At 68.7% G+C, this 14,459-nt stretch carries 12 protein-coding genes; 4 read left to right on the plus strand and 8 right to left on the minus strand.

Going from position 1 to position 14,459, the window contains the following annotated elements; all coding sequences use genetic code 11:
- Window position 1: 1 nt before the first annotated feature.
- Entirely contained in the window at window positions 2-1,546 is a 1,545-nt protein-coding gene (locus ACIBK6_RS01505) for a bifunctional folylpolyglutamate synthase/dihydrofolate synthase (RefSeq protein ID WP_399047779.1), read from the minus strand.
- 101 nt (window positions 1,547-1,647) lie between these two features.
- On the opposite strand from ACIBK6_RS01505, the gene ACIBK6_RS01510 reads away from it, so the two are divergent.
- A complete protein-coding gene (locus tag ACIBK6_RS01510; RefSeq protein WP_399047781.1) occupies window positions 1,648-2,655 on the plus strand; it encodes a rod shape-determining protein in 1,008 nt (335 codons plus the stop codon).
- Between the two features lie 32 nt (window positions 2,656-2,687).
- Here ACIBK6_RS01510 and ACIBK6_RS01515 read toward each other — a convergent pair whose 3' ends face one another.
- On the minus strand, window positions 2,688-3,863 hold the full coding sequence (locus ACIBK6_RS01515; protein ID WP_399047782.1) for a sensor histidine kinase: 1,176 nt from the start codon (window positions 3,861-3,863) through the stop codon (window positions 2,688-2,690).
- Window positions 3,864-3,926: 63 nt separating this feature from the next.
- Here ACIBK6_RS01515 and ACIBK6_RS01520 point away from each other — a divergent pair, with 63 nt between their 5' ends.
- Complete coding sequence (locus ACIBK6_RS01520; protein ID WP_399047783.1) at window positions 3,927-4,064, plus strand: hypothetical protein; 138 nt, start codon at window positions 3,927-3,929, stop codon at window positions 4,062-4,064.
- Between the two features lie 60 nt (window positions 4,065-4,124).
- Here ACIBK6_RS01520 and ACIBK6_RS01525 read toward each other — a convergent pair whose 3' ends face one another.
- Window positions 4,125-6,749 (minus strand): valine--tRNA ligase, encoded by a 2,625-nt coding sequence (locus ACIBK6_RS01525; protein WP_399047785.1) that lies wholly within the window; start codon window positions 6,747-6,749, stop codon window positions 4,125-4,127.
- On the minus strand, window positions 6,746-8,164 hold the full coding sequence (locus ACIBK6_RS01530) for an RNA-guided endonuclease InsQ/TnpB family protein (RefSeq protein ID WP_399047787.1): 1,419 nt from the start codon (window positions 8,162-8,164) through the stop codon (window positions 6,746-6,748). The genes ACIBK6_RS01525 and ACIBK6_RS01530 overlap by 4 nt, the downstream gene beginning before the upstream one ends.
- Window positions 8,165-8,250: 86 nt before the next feature.
- Between ACIBK6_RS01530 and tnpA the strand changes: the two genes are divergently transcribed.
- The gene (tnpA, locus tag ACIBK6_RS01535) at window positions 8,251-8,847 is read left to right on the plus strand and encodes an IS200/IS605 family transposase (RefSeq protein WP_399047789.1); all 597 of its coding nucleotides are present in this window, start codon (window positions 8,251-8,253) and stop codon (window positions 8,845-8,847) included.
- 87 nt (window positions 8,848-8,934) lie between these two features.
- Window positions 8,935-9,924 (plus strand): hypothetical protein, encoded by a 990-nt coding sequence (locus ACIBK6_RS01540; protein WP_399047790.1) that lies wholly within the window; start codon window positions 8,935-8,937, stop codon window positions 9,922-9,924.
- Window positions 9,925-9,995: 71 nt separating this feature from the next.
- On the opposite strand, the gene clpX is transcribed toward ACIBK6_RS01540, so the two are convergent.
- The 4 genes from clpX to tig all read right to left on the minus strand — a co-directional run bounded on the left by clpX (window position 9,996) and on the right by tig (window position 14,453).
- Window positions 9,996-11,288, minus strand: coding sequence for an ATP-dependent Clp protease ATP-binding subunit ClpX (clpX, locus tag ACIBK6_RS01545; protein ID WP_161254410.1), 1,293 nt, complete (start codon window positions 11,286-11,288; stop codon window positions 9,996-9,998).
- A 176-nt stretch (window positions 11,289-11,464) separates the two neighbouring features.
- The gene (locus tag ACIBK6_RS01550) at window positions 11,465-12,133 is read right to left on the minus strand and encodes an ATP-dependent Clp protease proteolytic subunit (protein WP_399047792.1); all 669 of its coding nucleotides are present in this window, start codon (window positions 12,131-12,133) and stop codon (window positions 11,465-11,467) included.
- 59 nt (window positions 12,134-12,192) lie between these two features.
- Window positions 12,193-12,801 (minus strand): ATP-dependent Clp protease proteolytic subunit, encoded by a 609-nt coding sequence (locus ACIBK6_RS01555; protein ID WP_399048444.1) that lies wholly within the window; start codon window positions 12,799-12,801, stop codon window positions 12,193-12,195.
- A gap of 254 nt (window positions 12,802-13,055) precedes the next feature.
- Window positions 13,056-14,453, minus strand: coding sequence for a trigger factor (gene tig / locus ACIBK6_RS01560; RefSeq protein WP_399047793.1), 1,398 nt, complete (start codon window positions 14,451-14,453; stop codon window positions 13,056-13,058).
- Window positions 14,454-14,459: the final 6 nt, after the last annotated feature.

Raw genomic sequence — 14,459 nt, forward strand, 5'->3', positions numbered from 1 at the left:
TTCAGCCCCTCTTCAGCAGCAGCCGGGCGTCGCCGACCGTGAACACGGAGCCGGTGACCAGGACGCCCGCGCCCGCGTACTCGTCCTCCTCCTCGGCCAGGGTGATCGCCGCTTCGATGGCGTCGTCCAGGCGCGGCTCGACCACGACCCGCTCGTCGCCGAACACCTCGACGGCGAGCGCGGCCAGCTCGTCCACGTCCATGGAGCGCATGGAGGTGTTGGCGGTCACCACGACTTCCGCGAAGACCGGCTCGAAGGCTTCGAGCAGGCCCTTCACGTCCTTGTCGGCGCTGGCCGCGACCACACCGATCAGGCGCGAGAAGCCGAAGGCCTCGGTAAGACCGTCCGCGGTGGCCCGCGCGCCCGCCGGGTTGTGCGCCGCGTCCAGGACGACGGTCGGCGAGCGGCGCACGACCTCCAGGCGGCCGGGCGAGACCACGGAGGCGAACGCCTTGCGGACGGTGTCGATGTCCAGCGGCCGGGCGTGCTGCGAGCCGACGCCGAAGAAGGCCTCGACCGCGGCCAGCGCCACCGCCGCGTTGTGCGCCTGGTGGGCCCCGTACAGCGGGAGGAAGACCTCCTCGTACTCGCCGCCGAGCCCGCGCAGCGTCAGGAGCTGGCCGCCGACGGCGACTTCGCGGCCGACGATGCCGAACTCCATGCCCTCGCGGGCCACGGTCGCATCGGCCTCGACGGCCTTCTTCAGCATGACCTGGGCCGCGCCGACGGGCTGCTGGGCGAGGATCACGGTCGCGCCCTGCTTGATGATCCCGGACTTCTCGACGGCGATCTCGGCGGGCGTGTTGCCGAGCCGGTCGGTGTGGTCGAGGTCGATGGGGGTGACGACGGCGACGCCCGCGTCGATGACGTTCGTCGCGTCCCAGGAGCCGCCCATGCCCACCTCCACGACGGCCACGTCGACCGGGGCGTCCGCGAAGGCCGCGTACGCCATGCCGGTGAGGACCTCGAAGAAGGAGAGCCGGAACTCCTCCTTCGCGTCCACCATCTCGACGTACGGCTTGATGTCCTCGTACGTCTCGATGAAGCGCTCGGCGGGGATCGGCAGGCCGTCCAGGGTGATCCGCTCGGTGATCGACTGGACGTGCGGCGAGGTGTAGCGGCCGGTGCGGAGCTCGAAGGCGCCGAGCAGGGCCTCGATCATGCGGGCGGTGGACGTCTTGCCGTTGGTGCCGGTGATGTGAATCGTCGGGTAGGCGCGCTGCGGCTCGCCGAGGACGTCCATCAGCGCGGCGATCCGGGTGACCGACGGCTCCAGCTTGGTCTCGCCCCAGCGGCCCGCCAGCTCCGTCTCCACCGCGCGCAGCGCCGCGTCCACCTCGGGGTCGGCGGGCCGGGCGGGCACGGCTTCACCCTGGGGCAGGCCGCCATGGGCACGCAGGGTGCGGCTGCCCGCCTCGATCACCGCCAGGTCGGGGGTTGGGGTCTCCCCTGATCGAGCGGATTCGAGATCTTGGGGAAGGTCGGTCTCGGCTTCGACGATTCCGTCGAATGCATCGGCTTCACTGCGGTCGGGCTGCTCGGTCACAAGGCCAGTCTACGGAGGGGCACCGACAGGACCTTGGACCCGCCCCTATCGGGACGTTCGGCCCCCGGCGTACACCGACTCTCCCGGCAAACTTGGCGATCATGGACATAGGGATCGACCTCGGGACCGCCAACACGCTTCTGTACGCCAGGGGGCAGGGCATCGTGCTCAACGAGCCGTCCGTGGTGGCGATGAAGGAGGGCGGTCGCACGGCCCTCGCCGTCGGCACGGAGGCCAAGGAGACCATCGGCCGCACACCCGGCTCGATCACCGCGATCCGCCCGCTGCGGGACGGCGTGATCAGCGACTACGAGGCGGCGGAGGAAATGATCCGCCACTTCGTGAAGAAGGCGGTGCCGGGACGCCGCCCCCGTACCCGCATGGTGGTGTGCGTGCCGAGCGGGGTGACCCCGGTGGAGCGGCGCGCGATCGTGCACGCCGCGCAGCGGGCCGGCGCGAAGGCCGTGCACCTCATCGAGGAGCCGATGGCGGCGGCGATCGGCGCCGGGCTCCCGGTGTCGGAGCCGCGCGGTTCGATGGTGGTGGACATCGGCGGCGGCACCTCCGAGGTCGCGGTGATCTCGCTGGGCGGCATCGTGACCTCGCAGTCCCTGCGGGTGGGCGGCGACCGCCTGGACACCGCGATCACCGATTACGTACGCAAGGAGCACTCGCTGCTCATAGGCGAGCGCACCGCCGAGGACGTCAAGTGCGCGATCGGGTCGGCGTGGCCGGTGCCGGGCAACGCGGAGTTGGAGGAGCGGACCTTCACCGTCCGGGGCCGCGAGAAGGTGGGCGGCCTGCCCAAGACGCTCTCCGTCACCGCGCGCGAGGTGCGGGCCGCGCTCGACGAGCCGGTCGAGGCGATCATCGCGGCGGTCCGGGTGACCCTTGAGGAGTGCCCGCCCGAGCTGTCCGGCGATGTGATGGAGCACGGCATCGTGCTGACCGGCGGCGGCGCCCTGCTGCCGGGCCTCGACCTGCGGATGGCCTCGGCGACGGGCATCCCGGTGTTCGTCGCGGAGAACCCGCTGGACTGCGTGGCGCTCGGCTCGGGCAAGTGCGTGGAGGACTTCGACCAGTTGCAGCGGCTGCTGGCCAGCGCATAAAGGCGATTCCGGCCAGGCCCGACCGGACACCCCTAGGGGGTGTCCCCCGCGCCGGTCGTCCCCGCCGGAAGGGTGGCCCTCACCTCGTACGTGGTGTCGGTACGGGTCGTCGTGAGGGTGCCGCCCATGGACTCCACCCGCTCCCGCATCGAGAAGGTCCCGGTCCCCGTGGACACCGGGTCCTTCACGGGCGCCGAGCGGGGCAGCGGATTCTCCGCCGTGACGACGAGGTTCCCGTCCGCGAGCCGGATCGTCACCGCGACCGGCTCGCCCTGGGCGTGCTTGACCGCGTTGGTCAGGCACTCCTGGACCACCCGGTAGACCGCGGCCTGGCGCAGCGGGGACAGCCGGTACGCGGCCTCGGCGATGTCGAGACCGACCGGGGTGCCCGCGCCGCGGCTCTCCTCGGCCAGCGCGTCCAGACCGTCCAGGCCGGGCGTGGCGGTGCGCCGGTCGGCCCGGCGGACGATGATCTCGTTCAGCATCAGGTGGGCCCGGCGCGCGGTGTCGGCGAGCTCCTCGAAGTCCTTGTGGTGCGGCTCGTTCCTGGCCCGCAGGGCGAGCACCTCGGAACGCACCGCGAGCATCGTCAGCTCCCGGCCCACCATGTCGTGCACGTCCCTGGCCACCGAGACCCGCTCGGCCTGCACCGCCTGGAGAGCCGCGGTCTCGGCCCGCTGGGCCTCCAGTTCGCGTACGAGGTCGTGCCGGTAGGCCGAGATGCCGACCCCGGAGGCGAGCACACCCACCGGCACCACGATCGCCAGGAACGAACTGAGCGTCTCGCCCCGGCTGTCGGGCCAGCCCGGCAGGTTGAACAGGACGTACGCGAGCGCGATGTACCCGGCGGTGGCGAGCACCGCCGTTCGCCGGCCCCGGAAGCGGCCGAGCGAGTACAGCGCGAACTGCACCAGGTTCAGCTGGTGCAGCCAGCCCAGGTAGCCCAGCGCGACCAGGAACGGCAGCCACGGCCAGCGGCGCCGGAAGAGCAGGGTGGCGGCTCCCAGCGCGAGGACCGGGGGCGCGGTGTAGCTGTTGAGGGAGTTGTCGGCCTTGGCGAGGCCGGGCACGTCCAGGATCATCAGGCCGAAGCAGCTCAGCGCGATCAGCACGTCCAGGGCGCGTTCCTCGCCCACCCAGCGCGCGCTGAGGGCGCGGACCGCCGCCAGCGCGCGGCGCGGCGCGGAGGTGGCGGACGTGAGGTGCATGCCCTCCATCATCCAAGGTCTTTCGGCCCGAACACCCCGGCCGAACGGCCCACATTTAGTGATATGTCGCACGCGGCCCGGGACCGTTCGGCCCTCCCCGGCTCCCGGGTCCGCCGGGTGCCGCACTGGCTGGTGCCGCTCGGGATGTACGCGGTGGTGGCGGCGCTGGTGTGGGCGGAGTCCGGCGACCGGCTGCTGTGAACGTACACACGACGAAGGCCCCCGGGGTTCCCGGGGGCCTTCGTCTTCGTGCCGGCCGACTCAGCCCTGCGGCAGGGCGGCGATCTGGTGGGTGATCCGCTCGATGTCGGCCTCCGCCTTGGCGAGCCGCGTACGGATCTTGTCGACCACGTTGTCCGGGGCCTTCGCGAGGAAGGCCTCGTTGCCGAGCTTCTTGTTCGCGTCCGCCTTCTCCTTCTCGGCCGCGCCGAGATCCTTGGTCAGGCGCTTGCGCTCGGCCTCGACGTCGATGGTGCCGGACAGGTCGAGGGCGACCGTGGCGCCCGCGACCGGCAGCGAGGCGGTGGCGTGGAAGCCCTCGCCGGCCGGCTGGAGCCGCAGCAGCTGGCGGATGGCCGCCTCGTGCGGGGCCAGCGCGGTGCCGGTCAGGGTGAGCTCGGCCGGGACCTTCTGGCCGGGCTGGAGACCCTGGTCGGAACGGAACCGGCGGACCTCGGTGACGACCTGCTGGACCAGCTCGATCTCACGCTCGGCCGCCTCGTCGCGGAAGCCACTGTCCTTGGGCCAGTCGGCGGTGACCAGGGTCTCGCCGCCGGTGAGCGTGGTCCAGAGCGTCTCGGTGACGAACGGGACGATCGGGTGCAGCACCCGCAGCATCACGTCGAGGACCTCACCGAGGACCCGGCCGGAGACCTCGGCCTGCTCGCCGCCCGCGAAGAACGTCGTCTTCGACAGCTCGACGTACCAGTCGAAGACCTCGTCCCAGGCGAAGTGGTAGAGCGACTCGCTCAACTTCGCGAACTGGTAGTCCTCGTAGTACGCGTCGACCTCGGCCACGGTCTTGTTCAGCCGGGACAGGATCCAGCGGTCGGTCGCCGACAGCCGCTCCACGGGCGGGAGTTCACCCTCGACGGTGGCGCCGTTCATCAGAGCGAAGCGGGTCGCGTTCCAGATCTTGTTGGCGAAGTTGCGGGACGCCTGGACCCAGTCCTCGCCGATCGGGACGTCGGTACCGGGGTTGGCGCCCTTGGCCAGGGTGAAGCGGACGGCGTCCGAGCCGTACTTGTCCATCCAGTCCAGCGGGTTGACGGTGTTGCCGAACGACTTCGACATCTTCTTGCCGAACTCGTCGCGGACCATGCCGTGGAACGCGATGGTGTGGAACGGCGGCACGTCGTCCATGACGTACAGACCGAACATCATCATCCGGGCGACCCAGAAGAACATCAGGTCGTAGCCGGTGACCATGACCGAGTTCGGATAGAACTTCGCCAGGTCCTCGGTCTGCTCCGGCCAGCCCATGGTCGAGAACGGCCACAGCCCGGACGAGAACCAGGTGTCGAGGACGTCGGTGTCCTGGGTCCAGCCCTCGCCGCTCGGCGGCTGCTCGTCCGGTCCGACGCAGACCATCTCGCCGTCCGGGCCGTGCCAGACCGGGATCCGGTGGCCCCACCACAGCTGGCGCGAGATGCACCAGTCGTTGAGGTTGTCGACCCAGTCGAAGTAACGCTGCGTCATGTCGGCGGGGTGGATGTTGACGCGCCCGTCACGGACCGCGTCACCGGCGGCCTTGGCCAGGGTCTCGACCTTGACCCACCACTGCAGGGACAGCCGGGGCTCAAGGGTGGTCTTGCACCGCGAGCAGTGCCCCACCGAGTGGACGTAAGGACGCTTCTCCGCGACGATCCGGCCCTCGGCCCGCATCGCCGCGACGATCGCGGAGCGCGCCTCGAAGCGGTCCAGGCCTTCGAAGGGGCCGTGCACCGTGATGACGCCGCGCTGGTCCAGAACCTCGATCGACTCAAGGTTGTGGCGCTGGCCGATGGCGAAGTCGTTCGGGTCGTGCGCCGGGGTCACCTTGACGCAGCCGGTGCCGAACTCCGGGTCGACATGGGTGTCCGCGACGACCGGGATCGAACGGTTGGTCAGCGGCAGCTTGATGAGCGTGCCGATCAGATGCTGGTACCGCTCGTCGTCCGGGTGGACGGCGATCGCGGTGTCGCCCAGCATCGTCTCGGCGCGGGTGGTCGCGACGACCAGGGTGCTGTCGCCCTCGCCGTACTTCATCGAGACGAGCTCGCCGTCGTCGTCCTGGTAGTCCACCTCGATGTCGGAGATGGCCGTCAGACAGCGCGGGCACCAGTTGATGATGCGCTCGGCACGGTAGATCAGCTCGTCGTCGAACATCTTCTTGAAGACGGTCTGGACGGCCTTGGACAGGCCTTCGTCCATGGTGAAGCGGTCCCGGCTCCAGGCGACACCGTCGCCGAGGCGCCGCATCTGCCCGGCGATCTGCCCGCCGGACTCCGCCTTCCACTGCCAGACGCGCTCGACGAACGCCTCACGCCCGAGGTCGTGGCGGGACTTGCCCTCCTTGGCGAGCTCCCGCTCGACAACGTTCTGCGTGGCGATACCGGCGTGGTCCATGCCCGGCTGCCACAGCGTCTCGAAACCCTGCATCCGCTTGCGGCGGGTGAGGGCGTCGATCAGCGTGTGCTCGAAGGCATGGCCCAGGTGCAGCGAACCCGTGACGTTCGGCGGCGGGATGACGATCGTGTACGCAGGCTTCTCGCTCTTCGCATCAACCTCGAAGTAACCGCGCTCTACCCAACGCTCATACAGCGGCCCCTCTACCTCGGCCGGCGCGTACTGGGTCGGCAGTTCGGTGGTGGGCGCTGGATTCTGCTGCTGAGTGTTCTCGGTCACGGGGTCAGTTTAGGGGCGGTGGCAGCCTGCAATGAAACGGGAATGTTTGTTGGCATCCTCCCCGCAGTGGCCTGCGAGGATTCCTGGCCGCCGCTTGGGAGCGGGGCAAGGAGTTCACGCGTGCGCCCGGTTCTGCTGTCGGGCATGACCGGCCTGGTGCGGCCGGTCGGTGCGTGCTGCTCACCGCAATACCCTGCGGCAAAGAGGGAGCCCACGGGCGTCCGGAGGGCGCGAGTGAGTGTCACTCCGGCTGCGTTGTGGTCGGCGTCGTCCACGTGTCCGCAGTTGGTGCAGCGGAAGGTGTCCCGGTTGATTCGGGACGCCGGGTCGCGGTGATGGCAGACCCGGCACGTCTGCGACGTACCCGCGGGTGCGACGGCGACGAGCACCGACCCGTACATCGGGCATTTGTAGGCGAGCTGACGCCGACGCTCCCCCGGGAGGTTGTCGAGTATGCCGCGGTTGAGCCCCGCTTTCGACGAAACACCGCGCGCGGGGGTCTCGGCACTGCCCTTGGCCCTCTTCGTCATGGCCTTCACCCGCAGATCCTCGACCGCGACCAGACCGTGGCTCTTGGCCAAGTCGGCGGTGAGCTTGTGCGTGAAGTCCAGCCGCCGACAGGCCTGCCGGGCCTTGATCCGCGCGATCTCGCGCAGGGTACGCCGCAGACGTGTGCCGTACCTGCCGCCTCGGTGTCTGCGCGCGTGGCGCATCTGCCGCGCCTTCCGCCGCTCCAGCCCTTCCAGCCGCCGTCTCTCCCCCTCAGTCATCGACCGAGGCATCAGCCGTGCCTGTGCCTCGCCCGAGAGGTAGGCGGACTGCTTGACGCCGAAGTCGACGCCGACCGGGGGCAGTCCACTCGCGGGGGCGGCCACCTTGCCCTCGAATACGGCGAAGCTGATGTACCAGCGCCCGGAAGCATCAGTGCGAACCGTTGCATTCTTGACTTCGCCGCCGAGAGCGCGGGACAGCCGGAACTTGACCTCGCCGAGCTTCGGAATGCGCACGACGGCCCACTTCCGGTTCAACCGGGTCACGCGGACGGCCTGGCCGGGCAGGGGTATGGAGAGCCGTGCGGATCGCTTCTTGAAACGGGGGAAGCCGGCCGGATGCCCTTTGTTCCAGAAGTTGTCGTACGCCCTGTCGAGACGCCGAAGGATCTGCTGCGGCGTCTGCGAGGGGAGCTCCCCGATCCATTCGATGTCGCCGCGGGCCTGTGTCAGGTACTGGCACTGTTCATCAGCCCGCAAGCACTTGCGCCGTTGTCGGTAGACGTAGATCCGCTGTTCCAGCGCAAGGTTCCACACGGCACGGCACGTGTGGCCCCAACGCTGCAAGCGACCGGCCTGCGGCGGAGTCGGGTAAAGGCGGTACTTACGACCCGAATCCGCAGCACCTGCAGACCTGCGCCCCATGGCCGTCGCCTCCCAATCTCAGCCGCCAACCGGCAGGACTCACGCCACATAGATAACTTCAACTTGTCTGTCATATGGTGAGAACCATGCCAGAAGCACGGCTCACGCCAACACAGGCCGCCGACCACCTGGGTGTTTCGGTCCAAGCGGTGTACGTACTCAACTCCCGTCCGCAGAACGGATTCCCCGAGCCCGAGCGCATCGGAAGGACACCCACCTGGCTGCCGTCCGAACTCGACACCTGGCGGGCGGAGCATCCCGCGAAGAAGCCCGGTTCGCGTTCTCGGCGCCGTGCTGGCGCAACGCGGTCGCGAGCCGACACGTCGTTCCACGACCTGCGGGCCCATGTTGCTTTCGCCACCGAGCGACGCCGGGCGCTGCTCACCACCGAGATGCTGCGTCTGACGGAGCGCACCATGCGGGCGGCCGCTCAAGGTGCCGATGCCGACATCGAGGACTTCGCGGGAATGCCCGACCATGTACGCGCCGTGGTCCGCTATCCAGCCGGCCTCTCCGCCTCCGATCTGGCCAGGAAGCTCAAAGTTGCTTCTGAACGGGCCCTGCGGCAGAGCGGAACCTCACAGGTCTGGGCCCGCTCGTACTTCGTGGCCTCCGTCGGAAGCGATCCCTCCGGCCGGATCGACGAGTACGTGCAGGAACAGGAACAAGTCGTCAACAGCTAGACATAGACCGACCCCGGGTGCTGCGGGCCACCCCCCTTTCGGTCAGGATGTTGGGATCGGATAAGCATCCCTAGGGGGAACCCAGCAATGAGCTACAACCAGCCGGGCCCGTACGGTGGCCAGCCTCAGCAGCCCGGTCCGTACGGCCAGCAGCCGCCGCAGCAGCCGTACGGGCAGCCCGGTCCGCCGCAGCCCGGCTACGGCTACCCGCAGCAGGCGCCGCAGGGCGTCCCGCCGCAGCAGCCTCCGTACGGCCAGCCCGCGCCCCAGCAGCCGTACGGCTACCCGCAGCAGCAGCCCTACGGCCAGCCGCCCCAGCAGCCCCCGTACGGCCAGCAGCCGCCGTACGGCGGCCCGATGCAGCCCATGCCGCCAGCCTCGCCGAAGAAGAAGACCGGCGTGATCATCACGGCCGTCGTCGTGGCGGTCGCGGTCATCGGCGGCGGCGTGTGGTTCCTGACGAAGGGCGGCGGCGCGAGCAACAGCGACGTGTCGGCCAGCACGAAGGGCTACAAGGTCGTCCTGCCCGCCACGGTCGAGGACTACAAGAAGTCCTCCGTGGGCGACAAGACGACGCCCATGACCGACACGCAGAAGCAGAAGGCCGAGGGCCTCGGCGTCAAGAACCCGCAGCAGGTCGCCACCGAGTACGACTCGGGCGACACCAAGAACCCTCTGACCAGCAAGGCTGTTCAGGTCCAGGCCGTCTGGGGCGAGATCAGCGACCCCGCGAAGGTGATCGACGCGTCGTTCCAGAACGCCACGGAGAACACCAAGAAGAACACGGCCGTCAAAGCGCAGCTCGTCGGCACGGCCAAGCTCGTCAAGCCGGCCGGTTTCTCGGGCGCGCTGATGAAGTGCCAGGACATGAAGTTCACCAACTCCGGCAGCGACGGGTCGGCGGAGAAGGGGCCCAAGGAGTTCACAGCCCCGGTGTGCGTGTGGGCCGACTACAGCACTTACGGCGTTGTGATCATGATGGACCTGGGCAAGGTCGCTCTTGGTGGCGGCGCGAGCCAGGACGACGCCGCCAAGCTGACGGCCGATCTGTACAACACGGCCCGCCAGAAGGCCTAACTGCAGGGCGGCAAAGGGGCGCCCGGTCAACTTCCTTGACCGGGCGCCCCTTTGCCGTACGTACGCGAGCGCTACGCGCTCTTCTCGTGCCGCCCGTCGTTCTTCACGATGCGCGGCTCGCGCGGAACCAGCGTCGGGTTGACGTTGTTGCGGACGACGTCGGCGGTGATGACGACGCGGGCCACGTCCTTGCGGGACGGGACCTCGTACATCACCGACTGGAGGACCTCCTCCATGATGGCGCGCAGGCCGCGCGCGCCGGTGCCGCGCAGGATGGCCTGGTCGGCGATGGCCTCCAGGGCCGGGCGGTCGAAGTCCAGCTCCACGCCGTCGAGTTCGAACAGGCGCTGGTACTGCTTGACGAGCGCGTTGCGCGGCTCGACCAGGATCTGGAGGAGCGCCTCGCGGTCCAGGTTGTGGACCGAGGTGAGGACGGGCAGGCGGCCGATGAACTCCGGGATCATCCCGAACTTCACCAGGTCCTCCGGCATGACCTCCTGGAACTGGTCGCTGGCCTCGATCTCCCGCTTGGAGCGGATGGTCGCGCCGAAGCCGATGCCCTTGGCACCGGCCCGCGATTCGATGATCTTCTCCAGTCCCGCGAAGGCGCCGCCCACGATGAACAGGACGTTCGTCGTGTCGATCTGGATGAACTCCTGGTGGGGGTGCTTGCGGCCGCCCTGGGGAGGGACCGAGGCCGTGGTGCCCTCAAGGATCTTCAACAGGGCCTGCTGGACGCCTTCGCCGCTCACATCCCGCGTGATCGACGGGTTTTCGCTCTTGCGAGCCACCTTGTCGATCTCGTCGATGTAGATGATGCCGGTCTCGGCCTTCTTGACGTCGTAGTCGGCGGCCTGGATCAGCTTGAGGAGGATGTTCTCGACGTCCTCGCCGACGTAGCCGGCCTCCGTGAGCGCCGTGGCGTCGGCGATGGCGAACGGGACGTTGAGCATGCGCGCCAGGGTCTGGGCGAGCAGCGTCTTGCCGGAGCCCGTGGGGCCGAGCAGCAGGATGTTGGACTTGGCGAGCTCGATCGCGTCGTCACGGCCCGTGCCGCCGCCGTTCTCGCCGGCCTGGACCCGCTTGTAGTGGTTGTAGACCGCCACCGAGAGGGCCTTCTTGGCGGGCTCCTGCCCGACGACGTACCCCTCGAGGAACTCGTAGATCTCGCGCGGCTTGGGAAGTTCCTCCCACCGCACCTCGGAGGACTCGGCGAGCTCCTCCTCGATGATCTCGTTGCAGAGGTCGATGCACTCGTCGCAGATGTACACACCGGGGCCTGCGATGAGCTTCTTCACCTGCTTCTGGCTCTTTCCGCAGAACGAGCACTTGAGCAGGTCGCCGCCGTCACCGATGCGTGCCACGAGGTGCTTCCCCTTCGCCTGGGAGACGCCATGTGCGCCGCCTCCTGGTGCCTACTGCGTTTTCCGGGGGTACACCCCCAGACCCCCTACCGACGGTACCTTGCCGAGCCCCTCGTTCGGGCCCCCCTTGGCGCGGTTCACTTCTCCGTGGACCGCGCCAGGGCCGCCGATGCGGCTCAGGCCGCCGCGGCGGTCGTCGTCTTGCGGGTCGCGACGATCTGGTCGACCAGGCCGTACGCCAGCGCGTCCTCGGCCGTGAGGATCTTGTCGCGCTCGATGTCGTCGCGGATCTTCTCGATCGGCGTGGTCGAGTGCTTGGCCAGCATGTCCTCAAGCTGCGTACGCATCCGGAGGATCTCGTTGGCCGCGATCTCCAGGTCGGAGAGCTGCTCGCGGCCGGTGCCGCCGGACGGCTGGTGGATCAGCACCCGCGCGTTCGGCAGCGCCATGCGCTTGCCCGGCGTACCGGCGGCAAGCAGGACCGCGGCGGCCGAGGCGGCCTGGCCCATGCAGACCGTCTGGATGTCGGGCTTCACGAACTGCATGGTGTCGTAGATCGCCGTGAGGGCGGTGAAGGAACCACCCGGGCTGTTGATGTAGATGGAGATGTCGCGGTCCGGGTCCATCGACTCCAGGCACAGCAGCTGCGCCATCACGTCGTTGGCGGACGCGTCGTCGATCTGCACGCCGAGGAAGATCACGCGCTCCTCGAAGAGCTTCGCGTACGGGTCGTACTCGCGCACGCCCTGCGAGGTGCGCTCGACGAAGCGCGGAACGATGTAGCGGTTGTCGACCTGCGGGCCCGTGTAGAGGCCGCTCGCGTTGGCCGGGGTGAAGTTGCTCATGGGGTGTTCACCATCCTGGTGGCGTTCAAGTGGGCAGGGGAAGCGGTGCGGGTCGGGGCTCAGGCCCCGGTGCCGCCGCCGCCCGGAACGCCCGAGGCAGCGGAGATGATCTCGTCGATGAGGCCGTACTCCTTGGCCTCCTCCGCCGTGTACCAGCGGTCGCGGTCGCCGTCGCGGATGATCGTCTCGACGGTCTGGCCGGAGTGCGCGGCGGTGATCTCGGCCATGCGCCTCTTCGTACGGATCAGGTACTCGGCCTGGATCTTGATGTCGGAGGCGGTGCCACCGATGCCGGCGGAGCCCTGGTGCATCAGGATGTCGGTGTTGGGGAGCGCGAAGCGCTTGCCCGCGGTGCCGCCGGTCAGCAGGAACTGGCCCATCGAGGCCGCCATGCCCATGCCGATGGTGACCACGTCGTTCTGGATGTACTGCATGGTGTCGTAGACCGCCATGCCGGCCGTCACCGAGCCGCCGGGGCTGTTGATGTAGAGGTAGATGTCCTTGTCCTGGTCGGCAGCGGCCAGGAGGAGCATCTGGGCAGTGATCTTGTTGGCGATCTCGTCGTCGACCTGCTGGCCGAGGAAGATGATGCGGTCGTTGAGCAGTCGGCTGTAGACCTGGTCACCGAGGCCACCACCGAGGGACGGCTCACCGGCGGCGTAAGGCATCAGATTCGTCACGTATCCACCTGCTCGTCTCTGACGGCTTCGGCCGTCTCAGCGTCTTCGTTCCGGGGGCGCGGGCTCCGGCTCGGAGACTCCACCACCCTCGTATTCATGGACCCTAACGCGCAGGTGGGACAACGCCATCCCGGTTCCCGAACTGTTCGCTCGGAGCGCAAGGTGGTTGAACCGGAATTACATACGAAGAAGGGCCCGTACGCGGCTGCGTACGGGCCCTCCCCAGTGGATCAGGGTGAGGCTCAGGCCTCGGTCTTCTCCGCGGCCTCGACGACCTCGACGGGCTCGCCCTCGGCGGCGGCGACGACGGCCTCGGCGACCTCTTCCTCGTCGTCCTCCAGGTCGACGACCTCACCGTTGGTGTCGGTGACCTTGGCGGCCTCGACCACGACGGCGAGCGCCTTGCCGCGGGCGACCTCGCCGACGAGCATCGGCACCTGGCCGCCCTCGACAACGGCCTGGGCGAACTGGTCCGGGCTCATGCCGGAGGAGGCCGCACGCCGCATGAGGTGCTCGGTGAGCTCCTCCTGGTTGACGTTCAGCTTCTCCTTGTTGACGAGCTCGTCAAGGATGAACTGGGTCTTGATGCCCTTGACCGCCTGCTCCTCGGTCTCGGCGGTGAACTCTTCCTCGGTCTTGCCCTGGATCTCCAGGTACTTGGCGAGGTCGATGCCCATCTGGCCGAGCTGGTGGTGCTCGAGGTTGTGCTTGCGGGTCTGGATCTCGTCCGCGAGGAGCTTCTCGGGGATCGGGACCTCGGCCAGCTTCAGGAGCTCGTCCAGGACGCGCTCCTGGGCCTGGGTGGCCTGGTCGTACTGCTTCATGTTCTCAAGGCGCTTGCGGCTGTCGGCCTTGAGCTCGTCCAGGGTGTCGAACTCCGACGCGAGCTGCGCGAAGTCGTCGTCCAGGGCGGGCAGTTCACGGGCGGCGACCTGGGTGACCTTGACGGTGACCTCGGCCTCCTTGCCCTCGGCCGAGCCGCCCTTGAGCTCGGAGGTGAAGGTGGCCTCGCCACCGGCCTCCAGGCCCTTGACGGCCTCGTCGATGCCTTCGAGGAGCTCGCCGGAACCGATGGTGTACGAGACACCCTCGGCCACGCCGTCCTCAAGGATCTCGCCGTCGACCTTGGCCTGCAGGTCGATCGTCAGGACGTCGCCGTCCTCGGCGGCACGCTCGACGGGGGAGGTCGAGGCGAAGCGCTCGCGGAGCTGCTCCACCGACTTCTCGACGTCCTCGTCGCTGACCTCGACGGCGTCCACGGTGACCTCGATGCCGGAGTAGTCCGGGATCTCGATGGTCGGGCGGATGTCGACCTCGGCGGTGAAGTTCAGCGTCTCGCCGTCCTTCAGCTCGGTGATGTCGACCTCGGGCTGACCCAGCGGGTTCAGCTCCGCCTCGTTGATCGCCTCGGTGTAGAACTTCGGAAGCGCGTCATTGACAGCCTCCTCCAGCACGGCGCCACGACCGAACCGCTGGTCGATCACTCGGGCCGGGATCTTGCCCTTGCGGAAGCCCTTGACCGTGACCTGCTGGTTGATCTTCTTGTACGCCGCGTCGAGGCTGTCCTTGAGCTCCTCGAAGGGCACCTCGACAGTGAGCCGAACCCGAGTCGGGTTCAGGGTCTCCACGGCGCTCTTCACGGTTCG

The organism is Streptomyces sp. NPDC050485, from assembly GCF_044458185.1.
In the GTDB taxonomy this organism is placed as follows: Bacteria; Actinomycetota; Actinomycetes; order Streptomycetales; family Streptomycetaceae; genus Streptomyces.